Raw genomic sequence first — 24241 nt, 5'->3', positions numbered from 1 at the left:
TTTATGGGACTTTTATCAAAAAAAGACGCCAAGTTAATCACAGATCCTTTAGCAGATAATAACCCAATAACTATTCAGGTATTAGGTATATGTTCGGCTTTAGCAATTACTGCAGAGTTAAAAGCATCAATTGTAATGGCTATTTCTGTAATGGCAGTTTTAGGTATAGGAAACGTAGTAATTTCTCTTATGAGAAATATTATTCCTTCAAAAATTAGAATTATAGTTCAATTGGTTGTAGTTGCAGCTCTTGTAATTATAGTAGATCAGGTTTTAAAAGCCTATGCTTATGAGTTAAGTAAAACACTTTCTGTATTTGTTGGATTAATAATTACCAACTGTATTATTATGGGACGTTTTGAAGCGTTTGCGTTAGGAAATGGACCGTGGAAATCTTTTTTAGACGGTATTGGAAATGCAGCAGGTTATGGTTTAATACTTGTAATTGTTGGATTCTTTAGAGAACTTTTAGGTTCAGGAACCTTATTAGGATTTAAAGTATTGGGCGATCCAATTGAAAAAACAGGATTGTATGCAATTGGTTATGAAAATAACGGATTCATGTTATTATCTCCTATGGCATTAATTGTTGTAGGTATAATAATATGGGTACAACGTACTAGAAACAAAGCATTAATAGAAGATCATTAAAAAGTATGCAGGAACCGGTTTTTATTTAACTGTTAAATAAGTTAAAAACCGTAAACTAAAAAAATATGGAATATATAGAGTTATTTTTCAAATCGATATTTATAGATAACATGGTATTTGCAACATTCTTAGGAATGTGTTCTTACTTAGCTGTATCTAAAAAAGTTGCAACAGCTGTTGGGCTTGGTGCAGCAGTAATCTTTGTATTAGCAATAACAGTACCCTTAAACTGGTTATTAGATCAGTATCTTTTACAACCTGGTGCTTTAGAATGGTTAGGAGCAGAATATGCAGATTATGATTTAAGTTTCCTTTCTTTTATTATGTTTATTGCTACTATTGCTACCATGGTACAATTAGTAGAAATTATAGTTGAGAAATTTTCTCCATCATTATATAATTCATTAGGTATCTTTTTACCACTTATAGCTGTTAACTGTGCTATTTTAGGAGGATCTTTATTTATGCAGTCTCGTGAAATTCCAACCATAAGCTTAGCAACAGTTTATGGTCTAGGGTCTGGTATTGGTTGGTTTTTAGCAATTCTTGCTATTGCAGCCATACGTGAAAAAATTAGATATTCAAATGTTCCGCCAGCGTTAAGAGGATTAGGAATTACATTCATAATAACAGGGTTAATGGCTATTGGTTTTATGAGTTTTGGAGGAATGCTAACCGGAGGTGATGATAGTAAACAAGAAGAAACTACAGCTAAAGCTGAAGTAGATAAAAACATAAAGGAAACAAAAGCATTAGCTGATAACACAATTAAAGAAATTGAGTAGTATGATTTTATTAGCAGCAAGTACGGCAGGAACAATTTTAGTTACAGTAATAGCCTTTTTAATAATAATATTATTATTGGTTGTACTGTTATTGGTTGTAAAACAGAAATTAGCACCTTCAGGTCCTGTTAAAATAACTATAAATAAAGAAAAAGAAATAGAAGTACCTTCTGGGGGAAGTTTATTATCTACACTTGGAGGAAATAAAATTTTCTTACCATCTGCTTGTGGTGGTGGTGGTACATGTCTTCAATGTGAATGTCATGTGTTAAGTGGAGGCGGAGAGGCTCTACCTACAGAAACCCCTCACTTTACAAGAAAAGAATTACAAGAAGGTGCCCGATTAGCATGTCAAGTTAAGGTAAAACAAGATATGGATATAACCATTCCAGAAGAAGTGTTTGGTATTAAAAAATGGGAGGCAACTGTTGTAAGAAACTACAATGTAGCATCATTTATTAAAGAGTTTGTTGTAGAAATTCCTGAGGATATGAACTATAAAGCAGGTGGTTATATTCAAATTGAAATTCCTCCTTGTGAAATAAAGTATTCTGATATAGATATTACAGCACATCCCGAAGAGCACGAAACACCAGATAAATTTCAAGCTGAATGGGATAAATTTGGTCTTTGGCCACTGGTAATGAAAAACGATGAAGTAGTAGAGCGTGCCTATTCTATGGCTTCTTATCCAGCAGAAGGACGTGAAATTATGCTTAATGTACGTATAGCAACTCCACCTTGGGATAGAGCTAAAAATGGTTGGATGGATGTAAACCCTGGTATAGCATCTTCATATATTTTCTCTAGGAAACAGGGTGATAAAGTAACTATTTCTGGGCCTTACGGAGAATTCTTTATTAATGAGAGTGATGCAGAAATGTTATACGTTGGTGGTGGTGCTGGTATGGCGCCAATGCGTTCACACTTATACCATTTGTTTAAAACTTTAAAAACCGGTCGTAAAGTAACGTATTGGTATGGAGGTCGTTCTAAACGTGAGTTGTTCTACATTGAACACTTTAGAGAATTAGAAAGAGATTTTCCAAACTTTAAGTTTTACTTAGCTTTATCAGAGCCTTTACCAGAAGATAATTGGAAAGTTAAAAAAGATATTAATGATGAAGAAGGTGATGGTTTTGTAGGATTTATTCACAATTGTGTGATTGATAATTATTTGAATCATCATGAAACTCCAGAAGATATTGAATTATATTTCTGTGGACCTCCTTTAATGAACAAAGCGGTTCAGAAAATGGGAGAAGATTTTGGTATCCCAGATGAGAATATAAGATTTGATGATTTTGGAGGTTAATCTCTAAGAATTCATAAAAAAACCAACTCAATTAGAGTTGGTTTTTTTATGAATTTTTTTAATTGTTATATTAGTTTACACTTTGTTTTACTATGCAGGTTTTCAAAAAGTTTGGTGTAATTCATTACATTTTTTACACCGTCTAAAGAGCATAGATACTCAATTACAGCACATAACCCTTTAAATAATCTATCTTTATCAGTTGGGTTTTTTGGCTTTTTATTTTTAAAATGAATAGGTAACTCATATCCACAAGCCTTTAAAAATATAGCTTCAATTTGTAATAATTCTAGAGGAGTATATCCATTAAATTTTCTTCCTAGGTTTTGATGGACTTTTCCAACGTAATTTAGTGTAACACTCCCATGAAAATCAGACAAATGTTTCCAGTTATCTGTATTATTTAAAATATTACCAACTGCACATTGCTTACAACATTCAGGATTAAGCGTGTTATTATGAAATGCGATATAAAGCTTTTTAATGGCTTTTTCTAAACGTGGTGTGGTTTCCATAGAACGTTAAGTTACAAAAAAATAATTTTTATTTTCTTTTTGTACGTAAACTAATTACTAAAATCAACAACACAATACATATTATAATAACCCAATATAACAAGTTTGAGCTTGAGTTTAAAGCTATAGGAGTTGTATCTCCAATAAGTACTAAACCGGCCCAATACTCAGGAGAAATTATTCTACCTTTGGCTTTAGCTATATAGCTTAATTTTGCATTTTTAAGTGCCACATCTTTAGACATTCCTTTTTTTATGTTCTCAAAAAAAAGCTCTACAATTTTTGCACTAGATTTTTCATCTATTTTCCATAAACTAGTTAAAATACTTTCGCTACCTGCATAATTAAAAGCATGTGCAAGAGATATCATGCCTTCACCTGCTTGGTAGGTTGGTTTTCCTGTTTCACAAGCTGTTAGAATAGCTAAATTAGAGTTTAAGCTTTGGTTATAAATTTCGTAAGTGTATAGTGAGTTGTCTTGGTTTTTATTGGTTTTGGCAAAAATTAGTCGAGACAATTCTGGTGTAATATTATTAGATTCTGCATGTGTACCTATGTGTATAATTTTATGTTCGTTAGCTTCATTTTTAAATACTTGTTTAGAGGCATTTTCATTTATAAAATAATTACCATTAAAATACTTAGAGTATTCTTTGGCTAAATCTACACTAAAGGGTTGTGGTAGTAAGCTTAAGTAGGTTTTATCAATAGAAATAGAATCTGTAATTGTAATGCTGTAATCTTTTTTCATTTTTGCATTAAACTCTGGGGCAAATGCTATAAAATCTTTATCGTAATTAATTACTTTTTTATTGCCAATTAATAATAAGCTGTAATTGTATGATATATTGTGTTTTGCTAAAAGACTATTTGTTGCTAAATCTTTAAATGTACTTATTTTATTTGGTGTTAAACTTTCAAAACTTAAATTGAATAGATAGCCATCTGGAATTATTATAACTTTATCTGTAGTTATTTTGTTTTTAATGGGTTGCCAGAGTTCTTGGTATAACTTAAATAATTTTGTGCTTGTATTTTCAATATTAAATTGATTCTTAGATAGTTTTAAAATAGAATCTTCGAGGTTGTCTGAATTTAATTTAATAAGACTCTTTTCTTTTGAAGAAAGTACAAAAGCATATAAATTTTCATCTATAAATAGATACCTTATTACAGTAGTGTTTTCTGGAGTTTTATGATATAATTTGTTTATTGGCTTTTCAATAATGGCATAGCGCATTTTATAGTATTTAGGATATTGCGTTTTAAGTGTATCTAAAAAGGTATGCCATTTATAAGTGTTTGTTGTAATAGAGTCTACATTAGTGTCTTTGTTTTTTAAAGCTTGTAACAGTGTTTTTTCTCTAGTAGCTATATGTTTTGGTATTCCTGAAAAAGAAATATTAGGATTAGCGTTTAATCTTGCTCTAATTCTGTTGTATAAGGCTGATTCATGTAGGTTTATAGTGTTTTCTAAATAAGAAATATTATGGGTTAAGTTGTATAATTCTAGGTTTATTTTTTTTGCAAAACTGAACACTTTTTTGTTGTCTTCAATTAAATTACTAACATCATTAAAAGAGGTAATGGTTGTTTTTCTTTCTTTAAGTGCTTCAATAGCAGCATCAACAATAGGCAAAAGGCTTTTTAAGAATAAGCTGTCTTTTATTGTGGTTAAATAATATTTGGCTTGGGCATTTAAGCTATATATTTCGGCTTTGTTTTCTTCAAAATAAATTTTATCTATGTTTTGTTTTGAAGCATTTTCGTTATAAAGTTTTATACTTTTATTACTCCAATTTAGGCTTTCTTGGTACATTTTTAAGTTAAAATATACTCTAGAAAAGGTAAGCATTAAGGCATTGGTAAAATAATCTTGTTCGCCTTTTGTTTTTAAAATATAGTTATAAATATCTTTGGTTGTTTTTATAGCTTTATCTTTTTTTCCTATTTCCGAATAAGAAATTGCCAAATTCATGGTGTTGTATAGTTTGTTGGGGTCTAAAGAGTTAGGGTTTGATTTTGTGTAATTAATGTTGCTAGATTCTCTGTATTCTAAGGCTTTTTCAAATTCCTTATTCATATAGTACACGTTTGCATATTCTCCATTTAAAAATGCTTTTAATTGAAAATTATCTCCAGATATTTTTTCTAAACTGTTTTTAGCTATTTCTAAAAAATGTAAGGCACTTTTAGTATCTCTTTTTTGAATTTTCACTTCAGCTAGTGTTAAAGCAGCCATAAAGAATTCTTGAGAATTTTCAGGAAAATGTTTTTTTGTATAATTATAGGCCTGATCTGATATAAGGTTGGCTTTTTCAAAATCTCCTAAATCAAAATGTAATCCGTTAAGTGTACTAAAACCAATAATTAAATTTCGTTTTACTCTGTTTTCTAAAGGATGATTTTTTGAGTTGCTTAGAAAACCTTTTGATAGTTTTATAGAGGATTGAATTAAGGGTTTTGCTTCAGAAGGTTTTCCTTGATTAAGCTTTATTAATGCCATATTACCCTGTATGGCCGCAGGTAGATAAAATTTATTTTCGGCATTTTCTTCTAAATTTGGAATATATTTTAGGGCTTTGTCAAAATAATGTAGAGCGCTATCTTGTTTAGATGAAAAAAACATAAGCGCTCCAAGTAAATTGTATACTCTAGCGGTTATTTTAAATTCTTTATTTGGGTTGTTTTTTAATATATTTTCTGCTTTAAGAATATGTTTTTTTAGAACATTAATTTGCCCTAATTTCATGCTATAATCGGCTAAATAATACTCACTTTCTAGTAAATAATTTGGGTTTGAAGTTTTTTTAGCAAATGCTTTAGCTTTTTCTGCAAATTTATAGGCTCTGGGTAGGTTACCAACATCTAAACATAGTTTTGAATATTCTAGGTTTGCTAGATAAAGTGTTTTTGAATTAGATGTGTGTTGTGAAATAAAAACCAATAATTCATTGCTATTAAAACTTGCTTTGTTAAAGTCTTTTCTTAAAACATCAATTTTCCCTATTATAAAAATGTAATGAGATAATGCTTCGTAATTTTTTGTTTCTTTTAAATGTTGAATATTTGAATTTATAGCAGATTCAGCTTTTTGTAAAGAATCTAATTCAATTAATGTGTGTATTGTTTTTAAGTTAGTTTCTAAATTTTGAGCACCAATATTAAGTATGCTAAGTAATAGAATGAATAAAACCCATCCCTGTATTTTTTGCAATCTTAACATTTTTATTGAATTTTTATTTTTTTAGCTTAGAAAGAATTTCTGTGCTAACTTCTTTTTTACTTAATTCTAAGTATTTAATGGCTAATTCTATATTACCTTCTTTTAAATAGGCAAGTCCTAAGTAGTAATAAGCATCATTTTTTAAATAGAAATCTGTTTTAGATTGTACTGTTTTTTCTAAAAAGGGAATAGCTTGGGTTTCTTTTTTTATGGCAAGATAAGCGGCGCCTAAAAAGTAATTAAGTGTATCGTTATTAGGTTTTTTTTCAGCTAATGTTTTCCATTTACTAATAGCTACATCATAGTCGCCATGTTTGTAATTTACCATTGCATCATAAAAATCAAAATTAGAAGTGCTGCTCATGGTTGTTGGTAATCCAGGGTCTGGTGTAAAATATTTATTGTATAGTCTGGTATTAGTGTTACTAGTGAAATACCATAAACTACCTAAGGATATTATTAATACAGCAGCTACCGCTATTCTTTTTAAATGTAAAAACCTAAGTTTAGATGTAATATATGTTTTTGGCTTTGCATCAATTTCTTTATGAAACTCATTGAGTTGCTCTTTTAACTCATAGGTTTCTATTCCAAGAATTATTTCTTTAATGTCATTTACTAAAGTTCTAAAATTTGAATCTTCAAGTTTTTTTTCAAAATCTTGTAGATCCGTTTTATCCATTGATTTGTTTAAGTAACGCTCAACGGTTTCAATTAATTCTTCTGATATGTCTTTGCTATTATTCAATTTAATTCTTTTTTGAAGCTAATACCATGTTACGTAATGTATTCATACAGCGATACTTTTTGTTTCTTATGGTATTTTCTTTAACATTTATAACTTCTGCTATGTAGCTTAAAGATTTTTTTTCATAATAAAACATTTTTAATAATGATTTACAGGGTTCTCCTAAATCTTTAAACGCAAGCATTATATTTTCTAATCGTTTTTCTTTTAAAATGTCATCATCATTATCTGTTAAATATTCATCAGTAGTATTAAATTCAATAATTGTTGAATCATTTACAGTTTTTTTATAGCTACTAGAACGTAAATAATCCATCCATTTATTTTTTGAAATGGTGTATAAATAAGCATGCAAACTTGAATTACTTTGAATTGTAAACTTATCCTCTTTTATATTTTTCCAAAAAACAATAAAGGCCTCTTGAAACAGATCTTTAGCTTGAGCTTTATTACCATTATTTTTTAAAACAAAGTTTTCAATTTTAGGATAATTTAATATATACAACTCTTTTAATGTGGCTGAGTTGTTTTTTTTAATTTGTGCTATAAGATGCTCTGTGAATTGAATCTTGTTATTAGAATCCCCCATGTTAATAACTATACATGGGAAATATACAATTATTTCATTTTGAAACAAATAAGTTTACTTTAAATAATTTCAAACTTTGAGTAATTCAATATTTAATGTATTTACTGAATGTTTGGATTGTCTGGAGCGGTATCATAAATATCAGGAACACCATCATTATCTCTATCAGACAAAGATTCTCTATCACTTATTAATAACTGAAAACTAAGAGGTAAAAATATATCGGTAACTAAGGTGTCGTATTCATTCACTGGTCCAGCAGACACAGATGATGCTACGCTTACAGTTCCTAAGCTCTCAACGTATGTGGCGGCAATCCAAACTAGCGCTATGGTGTTATTAAATTGTATAGTTCTGGCTCTAAAAACTCTAGCAATACCGTTTTCACTAAAAACTTTTGGAGTAGCTTCACAAAGTATGTTATAGTTGCTATTAAAGCCAAAAGCTGCGGTAACATTATTAACTTCAATATCTAAAATATTTGAATCTGAAAAATTAGCAGGATAAGTTGAAATAGGAACATATCTCCAAACGGCAGCACCATCATTTCTAATAACATTTACCCCAAACGGGTTTGTATTAGGGTTTGTATAATCAAAAGCAGTATAACCTTGTGGGGGTGTTAGTGTTAATGGGGGGAGTGATGTGTTGCTATGAGCATAAGAAAAGGCTGCCTGAGGGTTTTTAAGTACAGGTACTTTATTTAAAGGAATTGCATTTCCTTTGGCATATTCCCAATATGCAGACGTAGGACCTATGGGTAATTCAGGGCAATTATCAGCAGTTGAAAAACCTATTAAATTATTATTTTCGTTATTTTCACCATCATTACTACATGATATTAGTAGTATTAATAAGGCTAGAATACTGTAAATTTTTAATGCTTTCATTTTTATGTTTTTTTAATGTTTTACAAAGGCTGTGTTTTCTATAATTAATTTTCTACATCATATTGCGTCCATTCTTGATTATTCATAGAATTATCAATATTGGGGTTGTATAATGAATTATTTGTACCTATGTACTCGTTATTTTGATTCATCCAATAATGATTGTCTTGTCCTTGTACGTAATATTGTTGTGAGGTATTAGGGTTAGTAACTGTAGTGCGTTCCCAAATGCCATTGTTTATAGTTTTTGAGTGTCCTGCATCATTCATAGCATTTCTACGTTTCCAGCTTTCAAAACTACTGTCGTTAATAGAACTATAGGTGTTTCCAATGTTTCTATTATATTGACTTTGGGCTCTTATGGCAGCCATTCGTTGTTGGTGTTGCTCGCTACTTTGTTTTGTTTTTTGTGAATAGTAATTGTTACTGGTTTGTACCCATTGCGGATTAATTTGAAAATTAACCAATGCATTAATGAATGCTTTCTTAGCTGTTTCGTATTCTTGTGCAGGTGCACCCATAGCATTTAAAGTGTATCCCCAATCCATTCCTCCAGTAGTTGGATATTGATTTGTGAAATAGCGAATAATACCAATTGATTTCTCCCCGTTTTTATCTACCCATTCTGTAGCAATACACTCATACTGTTTGTTTTCTGGTAAGCCTTTAAATAAGTAACTATCAAAGCGTTTATCAAATTGTGCCAATTTAGGTAAGGGATATTGGTTTATTAATTTTAATCCTTGAGATTCAGCATGAGGTAAAATATCTTCACTTACTACCCTGTTTATGTTTTTTACAGGTGCTATAGGTCTACCACTTTGTTGAGTAAAATAATTAAGTTGTTGATTATTTGAATAAAAGTATGATATAAAACGTTCTGCATAGACTTTTACACCATTATCAGATTCAAATAAAAGCCCTTCTTTATTTTCATGTTTTACTTTCCAGTCTTTTGGTATTGGCATTACTCCAACAGGAATACCAAACTGTTTGCTCATTACTTTGTATCCTTTTAATTTGTTTTGCGTATTAGTTGGTTTATTTACTTTATTAGTAGGTTCGTAATTATTTACCATTTCTTTATTAAAAAAAGAATTAGGTTCAAAATCAGCATCAGTAAAATCATTTTTGTTTTGCTTATTTCCACAAGAAAAAATTAATAATGTTAATGTTAGGAGGCGGCATAAAGTTTTCATAATAACTAGATTTAATATCGTTTTATACCTACACATCGAAACTGTATAAAAATGTCATCATCTTTTTTTAAAAAATGTAAATTTGCAGTATGAGTAAACCACTTACAGAACAAGAGTTACATAATTTGGCAATGAATCATGTTGGTAAAGATTTAGAGCAACGTGGTTTTGAGTTTATAGCTGTTAATAGTAAGCTTAAAAAGCATCCGCAATTTGTGTGTATTGATAAGAATAGCCAGTATTATTTTGTTATAGTAAAAGCTGTGTTACTGCCAGATAACCCAAATAATTATGATGTTGTTTGGATGGAATCTTTTAAAAAACACGCTAGAGAACATGAAGCTAAAGTATTATATGCAGGAGTTGGCTTGGGGAACCCCAAAGGAGAAAGTTTACCCGTATATTTAAATGAAGAATACTTGTTAGAGTACAACGGAATACAAGTTTTAGACACACACTTAAATTAATTATGAAGAAAATTGTATTTATCTGTTTAGGGGTATTATTTACTTCTTGTGCTCAGAATATTAAAAACACCAAAATAACGGGGTCTGTATTTGGTACCACCTATTCTGTAATTTATGATTCTGAAATAAATTTTCAACAAGAGTTTGATAGTTTGTTTTATGTATTAAACAAATCATTATCTACTTATCAAGTAAATTCTGATATTTCAAAATTAAACCGAAATGAGAGTATTGAGATTGATTCTCATTTTATCAGGGTTTATGATGCTTCAAAAGTGATTTTTAATGAAACAAATGGTGCTTTTGACCCAACCATAGGAAACATTGTAAACGCATGGAGTTTTGGAGCAGACCACACCATAAAAAAAGTAGATAGTTTAAAAATTGATAGTTTAATGCAGTTTGTTGGTTTTAACAAAACCCAAAGACATGAAAATTCAATTGAAAAAACTAACCCAAATATTTATTTAGAATTTAACGCCATTGCTAAAGGCTACGGTGTTGATGTTGTAGGAGAGTTTCTAGAAAGTAAAAATGTAAATAATTACTTAGTTGAAATTGGTGGAGAAATTAGAGTAAAAGGCGAAAATGCTGAAAAACAATTACCGTGGACACTTGGTGTAGAAAAACCTCATTTTGACGGACAACAATCTATTTTAAAAGCTATTAAATTAAAAGATGCTGCCATGGCAACTTCAGGCACTTATAGAAAATTTAAAATAGATGAAAATGGCAATAGATACTCTCATATAATTGATACCAACACAGGGTACCCAAGTAAAACCAATTTGTTAAGCGTGTCTGTAATTGCTAATGACTGTATGACGGCTGATGCCTATGCTACTGCTTTTAAAGCCATGGGTATTGATAGGGTGAAATCATTTTTAAAATCACATCCAGAACTTAAAGTGTTTTTAATTTTTGAAAATGAAAATAAAGACTTTGAAACTTTAGCTTTAAATGGTTTTCCAGAGGAATAATTCTATAAAAGATTAATTATAATTTGTCCCCATCCAATAATTAAAAGTAAACCACCTAAAGGTGTAATAGGACCTAAAAAACGTAATTTATTTCCTTTAGCATCGCTTAAAACCAATCCGTAAATACTAAATGAAAAAAAGATGATGCCTAAAGTAAAGCACCAATACATAGCTTGTGTGCAATAATCAAAATTAAACCCTAACATTAGTAACACTAAAGCATGATATATTTGGTATTTTACACCAGTTTCAAAACTTTTTAATTGCTCATTAGATAATGTTTTTTTTAAAGCATGTGCGCCAAAGGCACCAAAAACTACTGATAGCATACCAAATAGGGCTCCAGTAATAATAACAATATTTTGAGTCATGGTTTTAAGTTATTTGTAAACAACTGGAATTATTTCTCCTTTAGCTAAACAATATTTTTCAATTTCTTGTTGAGTAAATTGCAAGGTGTAATCAACTTCTTTTACCTTAAAACCAATGCTTCTTAGTTTATCAAAGTAATCACGTCCATACACCCTAACATGATCATATTGTCCAAATATTTTAGCGCGTTCCTTTTTATCTGTAATGTTGTTGTCTTCAAAAGTAGTTGTTCTTGATAAATCTTGTGGTATTTGAAATATACCCATGCCACCTACTTTTAAAACTCTAAATAATTCTTCCATGGCTTTGGTGTCATCAGGAATGTGCTCTAAAACATGATTGCATAAAATAATATCGAACTCATTATTTTCAAAAGGAAGGTTACAAATATCGGCTTTTACATCGGCTAAAGGCGAATTTAAATCTGTAGTAACATAATCTAAATTTTCCATTTTTTTAAACCTTTTATAAAATGCTTGTTCTGGTGCAAAATGAAGCACTTTTTTAGGCGAAGTAAAAAAATTGGTTTCATTTTTTAAATATAACCAAAGTAATCTGTGTCTTTCTAATGAAAGGGTAGAGGGTGATAGTACATTATTGCGTTGGTTACCATAACCGTATGGTAAAAAGGATTTAAAACTTTTACCATCAATGGGGTCGGTGTATTTTTTTCCTTTTAATATGAACGCTAAAATTGGTCTAACTAGGTAACTTAACCTAATTAAAATAGGTCTCGGAATTAAATTTAGTATAAGTTTAAAAAGTGATTTCAAAAGAGTTTAGACTTCAATAATCTTATTGGCTTCTATTAAATTGGCAATATTATCCCAAAGAGCAATACGTTGTTTTATAGCTTGTGCAGCTATGTTTTTTGTTTCCTCCCATTTGTTTTGGTTGGTTCCACAAAGCTCTTCAATCATTTTTAATGAAAGAGGACCATGTTCGTCACCATCTAATTCAATATGACGTTGTAAGTAATATTTTAATTTACTGTATGATTTATGATTTGTTTCCGACTGATTTATAATCTGAAAAAACATATCAGGAATTACATCTTCTCGACCAAAAGTAAATGCCGAAGCTATTAGGTGTGTTTTTTCTGAAGCAATTACATTAAAAGTAAATTCTGTAAACTTAAAAGTTTCATTATTAAGTTCACTTAATTGAGCTGACTTTTTTAGAGGTATGCCCTTTGTAACAAAATTAACAAAACTTTTAATTTGACTAGTGTTAGCCCCAACTTGCTTCATAGCATCTAAATACATTTCAAAATGACTTTTAGCTTCCCCATTCTCATTTACATCACTTTCTTCACCCAATACAATTTCGTTTATAAAACGTGCAGTAGATGGGTTTTTAACGGGAATCCAAGGGAAAGTTGTACAAGTTAATTTATTTTGAAGTGCTTTTAATAACGACATAAAATCCCAAACAGCAAATACATGGTGTTCCATAAAGATTTTTACATCGTCTATAGTTTTTAAATTATTGTAAAGTCTATGATTATTGAGTTGAGTTAGTAATGGTTGTAATTCGTTTTCTAATAGTTTTATATTGTTCATTTTATAATACTAAAGCTTCTTGTCTAAATTCAGCTTCTTCATCACTTTCAATTCCTAAGGCATCGTATATATAGGCAAAGGTTGAAAGTAGTTCTGGTTTACCATCAACTAAAGCTACATCATGCTCAAAGTGGGCACTGGGTTTATTATCTAAAGTAGTAATGGTCCAACCATCTCTATGTTGTTTAATTCGGTGTGTTCCCAAATTAATCATAGGTTCAATTGCAACTACCATACCTTCAATAAATTTTTTTCCTTTTCCGCGTCTGCCATAGTTTGGCATTTCAGGATCTTCATGCATTTTTTTACCTAAACCATGACCAACTAATTCTCTAACAACACCATAACCATGAGCTTCACAGTATTGTTGAATAGCGTAACCTACATCACCAACTCGGTTATTAGCTTTAAATTCTCTAATACCAACATAAAGTGATTCTTTGGTAACTTTCAATAGTTTTTCAGTTTCAGAATCTATATTTCCAACAGCAAAAGTATAGGCGTGGTCTCCATAAAATCCATTTTTTAGTGCGCCACAATCTATAGAAATAATATCACCTTCTTCTAGGGGTGTACCATTGGGAATACCATGAACTACTTGCTCATTAGGACTCATACAAAGCGTGTTAGGAAAATCATATAACCCTAAAAAACCGGGTTCTGCACCATGGTCTCTTATATGTTCTTCGGCAATTTTATCTAATTGTAAAGTGGTAACACCGGGTTTTATTTCTTTAGCTAAAACACCTAATGTTTTAGATACTATTAGTGCGCTTTCGCGCATTAACTCAATTTCTTCTTTAGTTTTTATTACTATCATACTTCAAAAATAATGGCAAAGATACTCTAAATATGTAAAAAAAGATTATTTAAACAATCCTAAAAATCCTTTTTTCTTTTGAAATTTAGGAGGCGTAGCATTTGTTAATTGTTGATAAATTTCTCCCCAGCCGGGGAAACCACCAAAGTTTCTGTCATCAATAAAAATGTCTGCATGAATTTTTCGGCTTACATCATTATTAAAGTTTTCTTCGGGAAAGCTACTATTTATAGCATAAAAATGAATGCCATTTTCTTTGCAAAAATTTACAGCCTCATCAAGTTTAGAGCCATGTCTATATGTCCATAAAATAAGTCTATGACCTTTATCTTGCAGTTTTTTTAGAGTTTCAAAAGCAAATAACTTGGGTTTACCAATACTTGGGTAAGCATCTTCTACAATGGTACCATCAAAATCTACTGCAATAATTAAGTGTTTGCTGAAATTCATTTAGACTTGAGTTTACACAAAAATACAATATTTTTTATGAGAGATTTTTTTGATATTAAAGTAAAAATAAAACCCCGCAAATAAGCGAGGTTTTTAATTATATAATGAGGAGTTTGTAACTATATTAAAGCGTGTTGTGTCATAGCTTCTGGCTGTTTAACTCCCATAAGTTTTAAAATGGTTGGTGCCATATCACCTAAAATACCATCTTTAATTTCTGTTAATTCTTTATCAATTAAAATAACAGGTACAGGGTTGGTTGTGTGAGCGGTATTTGGTGTGCCATCAGGGTTAATCATGGTTTCACAATTTCCATGATCTGCTATTAAAAGGGTTGTATAATCATTTTCTAAGGCAGTTGTAACTACATCTTTAACACATTCATCAACAGCTTCACAGGCTTTTATGGCAGCTTCCATAACACCGGTATGTCCAACCATATCACCATTTGCAAAGTTTAAACAAACAAAATCTACATCACCTTTCTCTAATTCTGGCACTAATGCATCACGTAATTCGTAAGCACTCATTTCTGGTTTTAAATCGTAAGTAGCAACTTTTGGAGAGTTTCTTAAAATGCGTTTTTCGCCTTTAAAAGGTTCTTCACGTCCGCCAGAAAAGAAGAATGTTACGTGTGGGTATTTTTCGGTTTCAGCAATTCTTATTTGTTTCTTGTTGTTCTTTTCTAAAACTTCGCCTAAAGTTTCTGTTAAATTCTCTTTATTGAAAATTACGTTAATGTTTTTGTAAGTGTCATTATAATTTGTGAGCGTAACATAATATAATTTAAGTTTTTTCATATTATGCTCAGGAAAATCAGTTTGCGATAAAGCTTCGGTTAATTCTCGCCCACGGTCTGTTCTAAAATTAAAAAAGATAATCACATCATCTTCTTTAATAGTAGCAACAGGTTCATTATTATCATTTACAGCTACTATTGGTTTAATAAATTCATCGGTTACATCATTTGCATAGTTATTTTCAATAGTACCAATAATATCTGTTGAAGTTACGCCACTGCCATTTACAAGCGCATCATAGACCAATTTAATACGTTCCCAACGTTTGTCTCTATCCATGGCATAATAACGCCCTGAAATACTTGCTATTTGGGTGTTTGTGTTTTTAATATGATTTTGTAATGTTTTTACAAAACCAGCTCCAGATTTAGGATCAACATCTCTACCGTCTGTAAATCCATGAACGTATGAGTTTTCAATACCAAAATCATTAGCGGCATCAACTAAACCTAATAAATGGTTAATATGAGAATGAACACCACCGTCACTTAGCAGCCCTAAAAAATGAACATCTTTGTTGTTTTCTTTGGCGTATTTAAAAGCATCAACTAGTACTTTTTCTTTATTTAGTGTTTTGTTTTCTACGGCTAAATTAACTTTTACTAAATCTTGATACACAATTCTACCGGCACCTAGGTTCATGTGTCCAACTTCGCTATTTCCCATTTGTCCTTCAGGAAGCCCAACATGAAGTCCGTCAGTTCTTAAAGTAGCGTAGGGGTATTTGGTGTAAAGAGAATCTATAAAAGGTGTATTGGCATGGTCTATTGCCGAAACTTTAGGATCAGGAGAGTTTCCCCATCCATCAAGTATCATTAAGATAACTTTTTTGTTCATTTTTGATAAATTTTAAAACTATACAAAGATACAGAAGTTAGCTCTAATTAAGTGTATAAAAAACGCTGAAAAACCTTAATTTTTCTAGCTTTTTATTAAAGTTATCAAAGAAAACGTTTTCGTTAATAGTTTGTGAAATGAACGTTAAAAAAGTGTTATAAAAAAGAAAAGGTGTAACAATGTCAAAAAATAATCGTCTCTTTAGTATATCAAGAAACGAATCATATTAATCAAACTTTTAAATCTTTCATCATGAAAAAAACAATCATTACCACCGCACTTGCTTTGTGTGTTACCGTTGTTTCGGTTAATGCAAATTCTGCCACTTCAACTATTGATAACAATAGTTCTGTTGAGTATTTTTTTAAAGTAAATTCTTTTTGTGTATCTATTGCTAAAGGCGATTTTGATACGGTAAAGAAACTAATTGAAAGAGGAGCAGATATTAATCAACGCTCTAACGGAATGACCCCAGCAATGTATGCAGCAAAATTTAACAGAACAGAAATTTTAAAGCTTTTAATTGAAAAAGGGGCAAATTTAAAATTGAGATGTTCTAATAGAAATTATACAGCGCTTAAATATGCCGAATTACATGGGGCTAATGAAGCTGCTGCTATTATTAAAGAAAGTTTAAAGAAGAAAAAGAAAAAGTAATTATAATAATTTTATATAATTATTTTGAGTTAGTTAGTCAAAAAAAAGCCTCGGTTTCCGAGGCTTTTTTTATTGGTTCTTATATTTATTTATAGCTTCTCTTATTTTTTTAATTCTATTATCAGGATCTGGGTGTGTGCTTTGAAACTCAGGTACTCTATTTGGGCCAGCAGCGGCTTTTAGAATTTCCATAACTCCAACCATTTCTTCAGGATTGTAACCAGATTTTAACATAAGGAGCACTCCTAAATCATCACTTTCTAACTCATCATCTCTACCATTTGTAAGTAAAGTTTGTTGCCCAATACCACTAACTAAGCCCCCCATATCTGCACCAACAGAACCTGCTGTAGCTAAACCCTGCCAGTATTCGCTTTCGGCAATACGCTCTGCACTATGTCTGCCCAAAACATGACCTATTTCATGACCTAAAACTCCAGCCAATTGATCTTCATTTTCTAATTTAGAAAATAGCGCATAAGTTATAAAAATTTGTCCTCCAGGAAGCGCAAAAGCGTTAATTGTGTTAGCGTCTGCTAGTAAATGAAATTCATATTTATAAGGTGTTTCTTTAGCAATACTATTATTAACTAATTTGTTGCCAACATTATCAACAAATGCTTGATATTCGTTATTAGGATATAAACCACCATGTTGTTCTGCCATTTGGGGGGCACTTTGTAAACCAATAGCAATTTCTTCATTAGCATTCATAGAAATAGTTTGGGTACGCCCTGTATATGGATTAACTTCTCTTTGACTACATCTTTTTATTACAAAAAATATAGCAATAGCAGCTCCTATTATTAATCTAATTTTAAGATTTCTTCCTCTCATATTATAATGTGTAGGTACTAAACTTACAAAATTTACTCAGTTTTAGTGTTAAATTTAACTTGTAAGTTTAATTTAGACACTTTATTTTATTAAAAGTCACTTATTTTTGTTTAAAAAAAATCTAATGGCATATATCTTCAAAATTCTAGAGAAAGAAAAAATATACTCTGTAATACCATTGGTTTCAAAACTTAATGAAGGTAGAATTTCAGAAACCATTTTAAAACAACGTTTTTCAGAAATGATTTCTAATAACTATGAATGCGCAGTTATTTATGATAATGAAAAATTGGTTGGAGTTTGTGGTTTGTGGTTTTGTACTAGGCATTATTCAGGAAGAAGTGTTGAGCCAGATCATGTTTATATAGATGAGAATTACAGAAATCAAGGATTAGGTAAGCAATTTTTTGATTGGATTTACAATTATGTAAGAGATAAAGGTTACGAAGTTATGGAGCTAAATACCTATGTATCAAATAGTGCGTCTCACAAATTTTATTTTAATGAAGGCTTTAAAATTTTAGGGTATCATTTTTTAAAAAAGTTGTAGGTTTTTTTTGCATATAATAAAACAGTTTATTTATATTTGTACCCACAAAGGCGGGAGTAGCTCAGTTGGTAGAGCGTCAGCCTTCCAAGCTGAATGTCGCCAGTTCGAACCTGGTCTCCCGCTCTAAAAAGTCTCATTTATTAAATGAGACTTTTTTATTTTAAGTTATTTAGTTCTGTGCCAGGTTCAACTTCATAAGGTAGTTCATTTACCTTAAAAATTCTTGCAGTTAGTTTTCCTTTTAAAAGAATAGAATCATTTTTTACATGTAACCAACTACCTTCTCTTAAACCAACAACAGGAGGGGTATTAAAATAATGAAATTCCTTTATCCTAGTTTCTCTAGTTTCACCCATATGTTTACTATTGCTATCAGGGTCTAAATAATGTGGGTTAATGTTAAAAGGAACTAATTTTAAAGCATCAAAACTTGGTGGGTATACAATAGGCATGTCGTTGGTTGTTTTAATGGTTAACCCACAAATATTACTGCCTGCACTAGTACCTAAATAAGGTGTGCCATTATTTACAGCTTTTTGTAATGCATTAATTAAATTATTTTTATAAAGGTTATTAGTTAAAACAAAGGTATTACCGCCACCTACAAAAATACCTTTGGCTTGTTTTATAGCTTCAGCAGGGTTGTTATAGGTGTGAATGCCTTTTACTTTTTTATTTATTTTTTTAAAGGCATTTTTAGCAGTTTTTGTGTAGTCATCATAAGAAATACCACTTGGTCTTGCATATGGGATAAATAAAATTTCTTCAGTATCTTTAAAGAAAATAGCTAGTTCATCTAAAATATATTCTAAGTAACCACTGCCGTGAATGGTTGAGGTACTAGCAATAAGAATGTTTTTCATTTGTTTTGTAAAATAAGGTATTTAGGTAAAACTAGTTAATTCTATGATTTAACAAAAGTTTAGAACCATTTTTAAATTTAATTAAGATAATAAACCGAACTTTATAATTCAAACCAAACCATATGAAGAAAGTAATTTTTTTATCTAGTTTATTGTTAATCACTTTTTTTGTTGAAGCACAAAATATAGATAGAGTAGAAGTTCAAGGAAAAATTTATGCCGAAGCCAACGATGTTGAGGGAGTAACTGTTTTTAATACCTCTTCGACCATAGGGACTATTACAGATAAAAAAGGAGAGTTTACTATGGAAGTAGCTCTTAATGATATCATTCAAATTTCAGCCCTTCAATTTAAAGCAATTTCAATTACTATTACTGAAGATGTAATAAGCTCAAAAAAACTAAAAATTCATTTAGTAGAGCAGATTAATAAATTAGATGCCGTTTTAATTTCTTCAGGGCTTTCTGGAAATATTGCCACAGATATAGCTAATGTTAATTACTTAAAACCTATTCTTTTAGATATGGGTAGTATGAATGTTGATTTTGAATATTATGATGATAAAAAATATGATGCTAAAGCTATTGAGGCAGACTTAAAATCTAGAACTAATAAAGGTGAGTTGTACAATGGGTTTGATTTAAAGAAAATTTCTAAATTAATTTTTGGAGCAAAAGATAAAAAATATAAAAATCCTGAAAGTTTTACGTTTGAGAAACCAATTGAATTAGTTGATATTTATTCGTATGAATATATAAGTAAGGTATTTGAAATTCCTTTAGAAGATGTAGAAAAATTTGTAGCCTATGTAGAGGGGCATAATCTTGATAAAGAACTTCTTAAAAAAGGAAATGAAATTAAGTGTTTGCAGTTCTTATACGAAAAAAGTCAGCAGTTCTTAAAAGATAAGTATGCAAAAGAGTAATTATTTTTTACTTTTATTTTGTTTGTTCTTCTTCAATCTGATATTCTCGCAATCTGTTGAAATTTCCGGAAAAGTTATTAGTAAAGCAGATGTAGAAAATATTCATGTAATTAATAAAACAGCCCAAACATTTACCATAACAAACCAAGCAGGAGCCTTTAAAATAATGGCAAAGGTTAATGATACACTTCAATTTTCATCTATTCAGCAAGGGGTTAAAAATGTAGTTGTTTCAAAAGGTGTTATGGTATCAAAAACTATGTTGGTTCAACTAGATGAGCAGATAAATGAATTAGATGAGGTTGTGGTAGGTAAAGTCCTTACAGGCGATTTGTTATCAGACATTGAAAATGCAGAAACAGACACACCTATCAATTTTTATGATGTAGGAATACCAGGATACACCGGAAAACCTGCTACCCAAAGTGAAAGACGTTTAGATGAAGCAGCAAGTTTTAACCCTTCAGTTGGTTTTGGTGGTTCGGTTTCAATTTTACCTATAATTAATGCTATTACAGGTAGAACAAAAATGCTTAAAAAAAGAGTAGAACTAGAGACACAAGAAGATTTATTAAGAAAAATAAAATCCAACTTACCAGAAGATTTTTTTATTAATTACCCGTTAGATGAAGAATATAGAGCAGATTTTTTCTACTTCTGTAAAGAAGACCCAAATTTTACTAACCGATGTAAAGGGAAATCAGATTTAGAAGTATTTCAATATTTAAAAGAAAAACTACATCAATACAAGAAAAACCTTCAATCTACTGATGATTAATCTTTTTTTGGAACACTTTTTGAAAATCTGTTTACATTAGCAAAAAATTAATAAATGCAGCATTTTAAACCATTTTTTTTCTTTTTAATAATTCCTTTAATTGCATTTACAAGTATTCATAAATATTACATTAGTGTTACCCAAATAGAGTATGTAGAAGAAGAAAAATCAGTCCAAATTATCTCAAGAATATTCATAGATGATTTAGAAAATGTACTACGTAAAAGGTACAATAATTCTATAATTATAGATGATTCTCAATACGTTAAAGAAACCAATATATATATTGAAAAATACTTGAGAAATAAATTAAAAATAAAGATTAACGGGGAGGAAGCTAATTTTAAGTTTGTTGGTAAAGAGTACAATTTAGATATAGTAAAATGTTATCTTGAAATTAAAAATATAGAAAGCATAACATCTTTTGAAATAAGTAACAAAGTTTTGTTTGATATGTTTGAAGACCAACAAAACATTATAAAAACTAATATAAACTCTAAACAAAAGAGTTTCATATTAGTATCTCAGAACGATACAGTGGTGTTAAATTTTAATTAAAAACACGTTAATCTTTACTTAAAATCCTTAATTTCGTTCACTTTTTAAATAAAGAAAAGGTTTATTATTTGCAAATAGTAACCTTTTTCTAGTAAAAAACATAAAATTCAGTAATGAAAAGACTAAAGTATTATTTATTGTCTGTAGTTTTTGTGTCTACAGCTGTTTTTACCCAGGCTCAAGAAAAAGAACAAGTTAAAACTGGGCATACCAACAATAACAAATTTAAGCAGTTGTATGATGAGTTTGCAACACCAAATATGTACAGATCTGCATCAGGAGCTCCAGGTAGCGCCTATTATCAGCAACAAGCAGACTACAAAATGGATATTGTTTTAGACGATAAAAATGCTAGAATTGCTGGTTATGAAACTATTACTTATACTAATAACTCTCCAGACCAATTAAAATACCTTTGGGTGCAATTAGATCAAAATGTACGGGCTAAAGATTCAAAATCACCCTTAATAGAAGAAAGTAATGTGAGGCCTGTAATGAGACCAAATGAATTTGCCTCTAAGTTCATGAAAAAACCTTTAGAAAGAGGTTTTAATATACAAAAAGTAGTAGATGTTAATGATAAACCTTTAACATATATGATTAACAGAACCATGATGCGGGTAGAATTGCCAGAACCACTTGAAACAGGAGATAAATTTACTTTTTCAATTAGGTGGTGGTATAATATAAATGATCATGTAAAAGAAAACGGACGTTCTGGTTATGAGTATTTTCCAAAAGATGGTAATAGAGCCTATGTTATAGCACAGTTTTTTCCAAGAATGGCAGTATATAATGATGTAGAAGGTTGGCAAAACTCTCAATTTTGGGGACGCGATGAGTTTGCGCTACCATTTGGAGATTATGAAGTAGATATTACCGTTCCTGCAGATCATATTATGGAGGCTACAGGAAAACTTTTAAACAGAAAAGAAGTTTTTTCTAAAGAAATGATGAAACGCTATGAAGCAGCAAAAAAATCATATAAAAAACCTGTTTTTATTGTAACTCAAGAAGAAGCAGAGGCTGCAGAAAAAGGATTTTCTAAACAAACAAAAACTTGGAAATTTAAAGCTGAAAATGTTAGAGATTTTGGTTTTGCTACATCAAGAAAATTTATTTGGGATATGATGGCGGTTAAAATTGGAGATAAAGATGTAATGGCTGTATCTCTTTACCCTAAAGAAGGAAATCCTCTATGGGAAGAATGGTCTACTAAAGCTGTTGCTAGTACCCTAGAAACCTATTCAAGAATGACCTTTAATTATCCATACCATAAAGCAGTTTCTGTACATGCTAAACAACAAGGAATGGAGTACCCAATGATTTGCTGGAACTATGGCAGACCTAAAGAAGACGGAACTTACAATGACCGCGTAAAATACGGTATGATGGGAGTTATCATTCATGAAGTAGGACACAACTTTTTCCCAATGATTGTGAATAGTGATGAACGTCAATGGACATGGATGGATGAAGGTTTAAATACCTTTTTAGAATATTTAGCCCAACAAGATTTTGGTGAAAAATACCCCGAAGCATTATCGCCACAGCATGATAAATTTCCATCAGATAGAGGACCAGCTCATTTAATTGTGCCTTATATGAGAGGAAATCAAGATTACATGGCACCTATAATGACTAAAGGCTTAAACACATATCAATTTGGAAACAATGCCTACGGAAAACCAGCAACAGCTTTAAATATTTTACGAGAAGCAATTATGGGGCATGAATTATTTGATTATGCTTTTAAAGAATATGCTAATAGATGGATGTTTAAGCACCCAACCCCAGAAGATTTCTTTAGAACTATGGAAGATGCCTCGGCAGTAGATTTAGATTGGTTCTGGAGAGGTTGGTTTTACACTACAGACTGGGTAGATATAGGTATAAAAGATGTAAAGAAATTTTATGTATCATCAAAACCAAATAAGTTTATTAAAGATTTAGTAAATGAAAGAGGAGGAAATATAAATGATTTACCACCATTAGTATATTTAGTTGAAGAAGGAGGTGAAGATTTTTCAGAAGACATGAAAACTAAATCATTACTAGAAAACTCAACACCTCTTAAAGAGTATATTATGGATAATTTTACACCAGCTGAACAAAGGCAAATTAAAACACCTAAGTTCTTTTATAATATTACTTTTGAAAAACCAGGAGGCTTAGTAATGCCAATTATTGTTGAATATACCTATGCAGATGGAACTAAAAAAACCGAAAAATATCCAGCTCAAATATGGAGAAAAAATGATAAAGAGGTTTCAAAAGTTATAGCATCAGAAAAAGAGATAATCAGTATTGTTATAGATCCAAATTTGTTAACAGCCGATATTGATACCAGTAATAATAACTGGCCAAGAAAAGAACAACAAAGTGAATTTGAAAAATTTAAAAGTAAAGTAAAACAATAATATAATAAAAGTCTACTTTTTTAAGTAGGCTTTTTTATTCTATAAACAACTCACTATATTTGTACTGTGATATATAAACCTACATTTTTATTTATAAGCGGCGCAGAAATAACATTTATACTCTTTATAGTTATTATGGTTTTTGGCGCAGATAAATTACCCGAAATTGCTCGTGGTTTAGGTAAAGGTATGCGTATACTTAAAGATGCTACCAACGATGTTAAGCAAGAAATAACTAAAACTGCAGAAAACCACGGTATAGACACTAGTATAACTAATGATGTAAAAAAAGAGTTAGATAAAGTAAAAGACGATTTAGAAGATTTTACTGGCTCTGTAAAACGTAAATTGTAATACAACTGCTTTTTATCTAGTTAATTGTATGCATTATCAGACTCAAAATACGTTTTAACGGATTTTAAGACGTATAAACGATTATTTTCTTT

General features: G+C 30.4%; 26 protein-coding genes and 1 tRNA gene. 13 read left to right on the top strand and 14 right to left on the bottom strand.

Annotated features, from left to right (window positions below):
* Positions 1–3 precede the first annotated feature (3 nt).
* The 3 genes from J1D01_RS04295 (at position 4) to nqrF (ending at position 2751) form a co-directional block, all read left to right on the top strand.
* Positions 4–651: an NADH:ubiquinone reductase (Na(+)-transporting) subunit D gene (locus J1D01_RS04295; RefSeq protein ID WP_421149953.1), complete on the top strand. Its 648-nt coding sequence runs from the start codon at positions 4–6 to the stop codon at positions 649–651.
* 65 nt (positions 652–716) lie between these two features.
* Positions 717–1436: an NADH:ubiquinone reductase (Na(+)-transporting) subunit E gene (gene nqrE, locus J1D01_RS04290; protein ID WP_421149952.1), complete on the top strand. Its 720-nt coding sequence runs from the start codon at positions 717–719 to the stop codon at positions 1434–1436.
* 4 nt (positions 1437–1440) lie between these two features.
* On the top strand, positions 1441–2751 hold the full coding sequence (nqrF, locus tag J1D01_RS04285) for an NADH:ubiquinone reductase (Na(+)-transporting) subunit F (RefSeq protein ID WP_421150198.1): 1311 nt from the start codon (positions 1441–1443) through the stop codon (positions 2749–2751).
* Positions 2752–2816: 65 nt separating this feature from the next.
* Here nqrF and J1D01_RS04280 read toward each other — a convergent pair whose 3' ends face one another.
* The 6 genes from J1D01_RS04280 to J1D01_RS04255 form a co-directional block, all read right to left on the bottom strand.
* Complete coding sequence (locus J1D01_RS04280) at positions 2817–3266, bottom strand: Na(+)-translocating NADH-quinone reductase subunit F (protein WP_421149951.1); 450 nt, start codon at positions 3264–3266, stop codon at positions 2817–2819.
* Between the two features lie 28 nt (positions 3267–3294).
* Positions 3295–6483 carry a CHAT domain-containing protein gene (locus tag J1D01_RS04275; RefSeq protein WP_421149950.1) on the bottom strand — a complete coding sequence of 1063 codons (3189 nt, stop codon included), beginning with the start codon at positions 6481–6483 and terminating at the stop codon, positions 3295–3297.
* 22 nt (positions 6484–6505) lie between these two features.
* On the bottom strand, positions 6506–7240 hold the full coding sequence (locus tag J1D01_RS04270) for a tetratricopeptide repeat protein (RefSeq protein WP_421149949.1): 735 nt from the start codon (positions 7238–7240) through the stop codon (positions 6506–6508).
* 1 nt (position 7241) lies between these two features.
* Positions 7242–7829: an RNA polymerase sigma factor gene (locus tag J1D01_RS04265; protein WP_421149948.1), complete on the bottom strand. Its 588-nt coding sequence runs from the start codon at positions 7827–7829 to the stop codon at positions 7242–7244.
* A gap of 101 nt (positions 7830–7930) precedes the next feature.
* On the bottom strand, positions 7931–8719 hold the full coding sequence (locus J1D01_RS04260; RefSeq protein WP_421149947.1) for a hypothetical protein: 789 nt from the start codon (positions 8717–8719) through the stop codon (positions 7931–7933).
* Positions 8720–8763: 44 nt separating this feature from the next.
* Positions 8764–9918 (bottom strand): hypothetical protein, encoded by a 1155-nt coding sequence (locus tag J1D01_RS04255; RefSeq protein WP_421149946.1) that lies wholly within the window; start codon positions 9916–9918, stop codon positions 8764–8766.
* An 89-nt stretch (positions 9919–10007) separates the two neighbouring features.
* Here J1D01_RS04255 and J1D01_RS04250 point away from each other — a divergent pair, with 89 nt between their 5' ends.
* Positions 10008–10385 (top strand): Na(+)-translocating NADH-quinone reductase subunit F, encoded by a 378-nt coding sequence (locus tag J1D01_RS04250; RefSeq protein ID WP_372936298.1) that lies wholly within the window; start codon positions 10008–10010, stop codon positions 10383–10385.
* Positions 10386–10387: 2 nt separating this feature from the next.
* Positions 10388–11365, top strand: coding sequence for an FAD:protein FMN transferase (locus J1D01_RS04245; protein WP_372936300.1), 978 nt, complete (start codon positions 10388–10390; stop codon positions 11363–11365).
* A 2-nt stretch (positions 11366–11367) separates the two neighbouring features.
* On the opposite strand, the gene J1D01_RS04240 is transcribed toward J1D01_RS04245, so the two are convergent.
* The 6 genes from J1D01_RS04240 to gpmI all read right to left on the bottom strand — a co-directional run bounded on the left by J1D01_RS04240 (position 11368) and on the right by gpmI (position 16206).
* Complete coding sequence (locus J1D01_RS04240) at positions 11368–11736, bottom strand: DUF423 domain-containing protein (RefSeq protein ID WP_372936302.1); 369 nt, start codon at positions 11734–11736, stop codon at positions 11368–11370.
* Between the two features lie 9 nt (positions 11737–11745).
* A complete protein-coding gene (locus J1D01_RS04235; RefSeq protein ID WP_421149945.1) occupies positions 11746–12510 on the bottom strand; it encodes a class I SAM-dependent methyltransferase in 765 nt (254 codons plus the stop codon).
* A 6-nt stretch (positions 12511–12516) separates the two neighbouring features.
* Positions 12517–13299, bottom strand: coding sequence for a DUF3050 domain-containing protein (locus J1D01_RS04230; protein ID WP_421149944.1), 783 nt, complete (start codon positions 13297–13299; stop codon positions 12517–12519).
* A gap of 1 nt (position 13300) precedes the next feature.
* On the bottom strand, positions 13301–14119 hold the full coding sequence (gene map, locus J1D01_RS04225) for a type I methionyl aminopeptidase (RefSeq protein WP_372936306.1): 819 nt from the start codon (positions 14117–14119) through the stop codon (positions 13301–13303).
* A 45-nt stretch (positions 14120–14164) separates the two neighbouring features.
* Positions 14165–14569, bottom strand: coding sequence for a BT0820 family HAD-type phosphatase (locus J1D01_RS04220; protein WP_421149943.1), 405 nt, complete (start codon positions 14567–14569; stop codon positions 14165–14167).
* 119 nt (positions 14570–14688) lie between these two features.
* Complete coding sequence (gene gpmI, locus J1D01_RS04215; protein WP_372936310.1) at positions 14689–16206, bottom strand: 2,3-bisphosphoglycerate-independent phosphoglycerate mutase; 1518 nt, start codon at positions 16204–16206, stop codon at positions 14689–14691.
* Positions 16207–16458: 252 nt separating this feature from the next.
* Between gpmI and J1D01_RS04210 the strand changes: the two genes are divergently transcribed.
* On the top strand, positions 16459–16863 hold the full coding sequence (locus J1D01_RS04210) for an ankyrin repeat domain-containing protein (RefSeq protein ID WP_372936312.1): 405 nt from the start codon (positions 16459–16461) through the stop codon (positions 16861–16863).
* A gap of 69 nt (positions 16864–16932) precedes the next feature.
* Here the strand turns inward: J1D01_RS04210 and J1D01_RS04205 are convergent, their stop codons facing one another.
* Positions 16933–17700, bottom strand: coding sequence for a M48 family metalloprotease (locus J1D01_RS04205; protein WP_421149942.1), 768 nt, complete (start codon positions 17698–17700; stop codon positions 16933–16935).
* Between the two features lie 124 nt (positions 17701–17824).
* Here J1D01_RS04205 and J1D01_RS04200 point away from each other — a divergent pair, with 124 nt between their 5' ends.
* Positions 17825–18250 carry a GNAT family N-acetyltransferase gene (locus J1D01_RS04200; protein WP_372936316.1) on the top strand — a complete coding sequence of 142 codons (426 nt, stop codon included), beginning with the start codon at positions 17825–17827 and terminating at the stop codon, positions 18248–18250.
* Between the two features lie 50 nt (positions 18251–18300).
* A tRNA-Gly gene (locus tag J1D01_RS04195) sits at positions 18301–18373 on the top strand.
* A 32-nt stretch (positions 18374–18405) separates the two neighbouring features.
* Here J1D01_RS04195 and pepE read toward each other — a convergent pair.
* Positions 18406–19113 (bottom strand): dipeptidase PepE, encoded by a 708-nt coding sequence (pepE, locus tag J1D01_RS04190; RefSeq protein WP_421149941.1) that lies wholly within the window; start codon positions 19111–19113, stop codon positions 18406–18408.
* A 122-nt stretch (positions 19114–19235) separates the two neighbouring features.
* On the opposite strand from pepE, the gene J1D01_RS04185 reads away from it, so the two are divergent.
* From J1D01_RS04185 to J1D01_RS04165, 5 genes are all read left to right on the top strand, one after another.
* Positions 19236–20039, top strand: a complete 804-nt coding sequence (locus tag J1D01_RS04185) for a carboxypeptidase-like regulatory domain-containing protein (RefSeq protein ID WP_372936320.1) — start codon at positions 19236–19238, stop codon at positions 20037–20039.
* Positions 20026–20817, top strand: a complete 792-nt coding sequence (locus J1D01_RS04180) for a hypothetical protein (protein ID WP_421149940.1) — start codon at positions 20026–20028, stop codon at positions 20815–20817. The genes J1D01_RS04185 and J1D01_RS04180 overlap by 14 nt, the downstream gene beginning before the upstream one ends.
* A 54-nt stretch (positions 20818–20871) precedes the next feature.
* Positions 20872–21375, top strand: coding sequence for a DUF6702 family protein (locus J1D01_RS04175; RefSeq protein ID WP_421149939.1), 504 nt, complete (start codon positions 20872–20874; stop codon positions 21373–21375).
* A gap of 113 nt (positions 21376–21488) precedes the next feature.
* The gene (locus J1D01_RS04170; protein WP_421149938.1) at positions 21489–23795 is read left to right on the top strand and encodes a M1 family metallopeptidase; all 2307 of its coding nucleotides are present in this window, start codon (positions 21489–21491) and stop codon (positions 23793–23795) included.
* A gap of 66 nt (positions 23796–23861) precedes the next feature.
* Entirely contained in the window at positions 23862–24149 is a 288-nt protein-coding gene (locus J1D01_RS04165; protein WP_372937344.1) for a Sec-independent protein translocase subunit TatA/TatB, read from the top strand.
* Positions 24150–24241 lie beyond the last annotated feature (92 nt).

The sequence above is a fragment of the Seonamhaeicola sp. NFXS20 genome (genome assembly GCF_049132085.1).
Classification (GTDB): domain Bacteria; phylum Bacteroidota; class Bacteroidia; order Flavobacteriales; family Flavobacteriaceae; genus Seonamhaeicola.
This window is presented reverse-complemented; position numbering and strand designations above follow the sequence as displayed.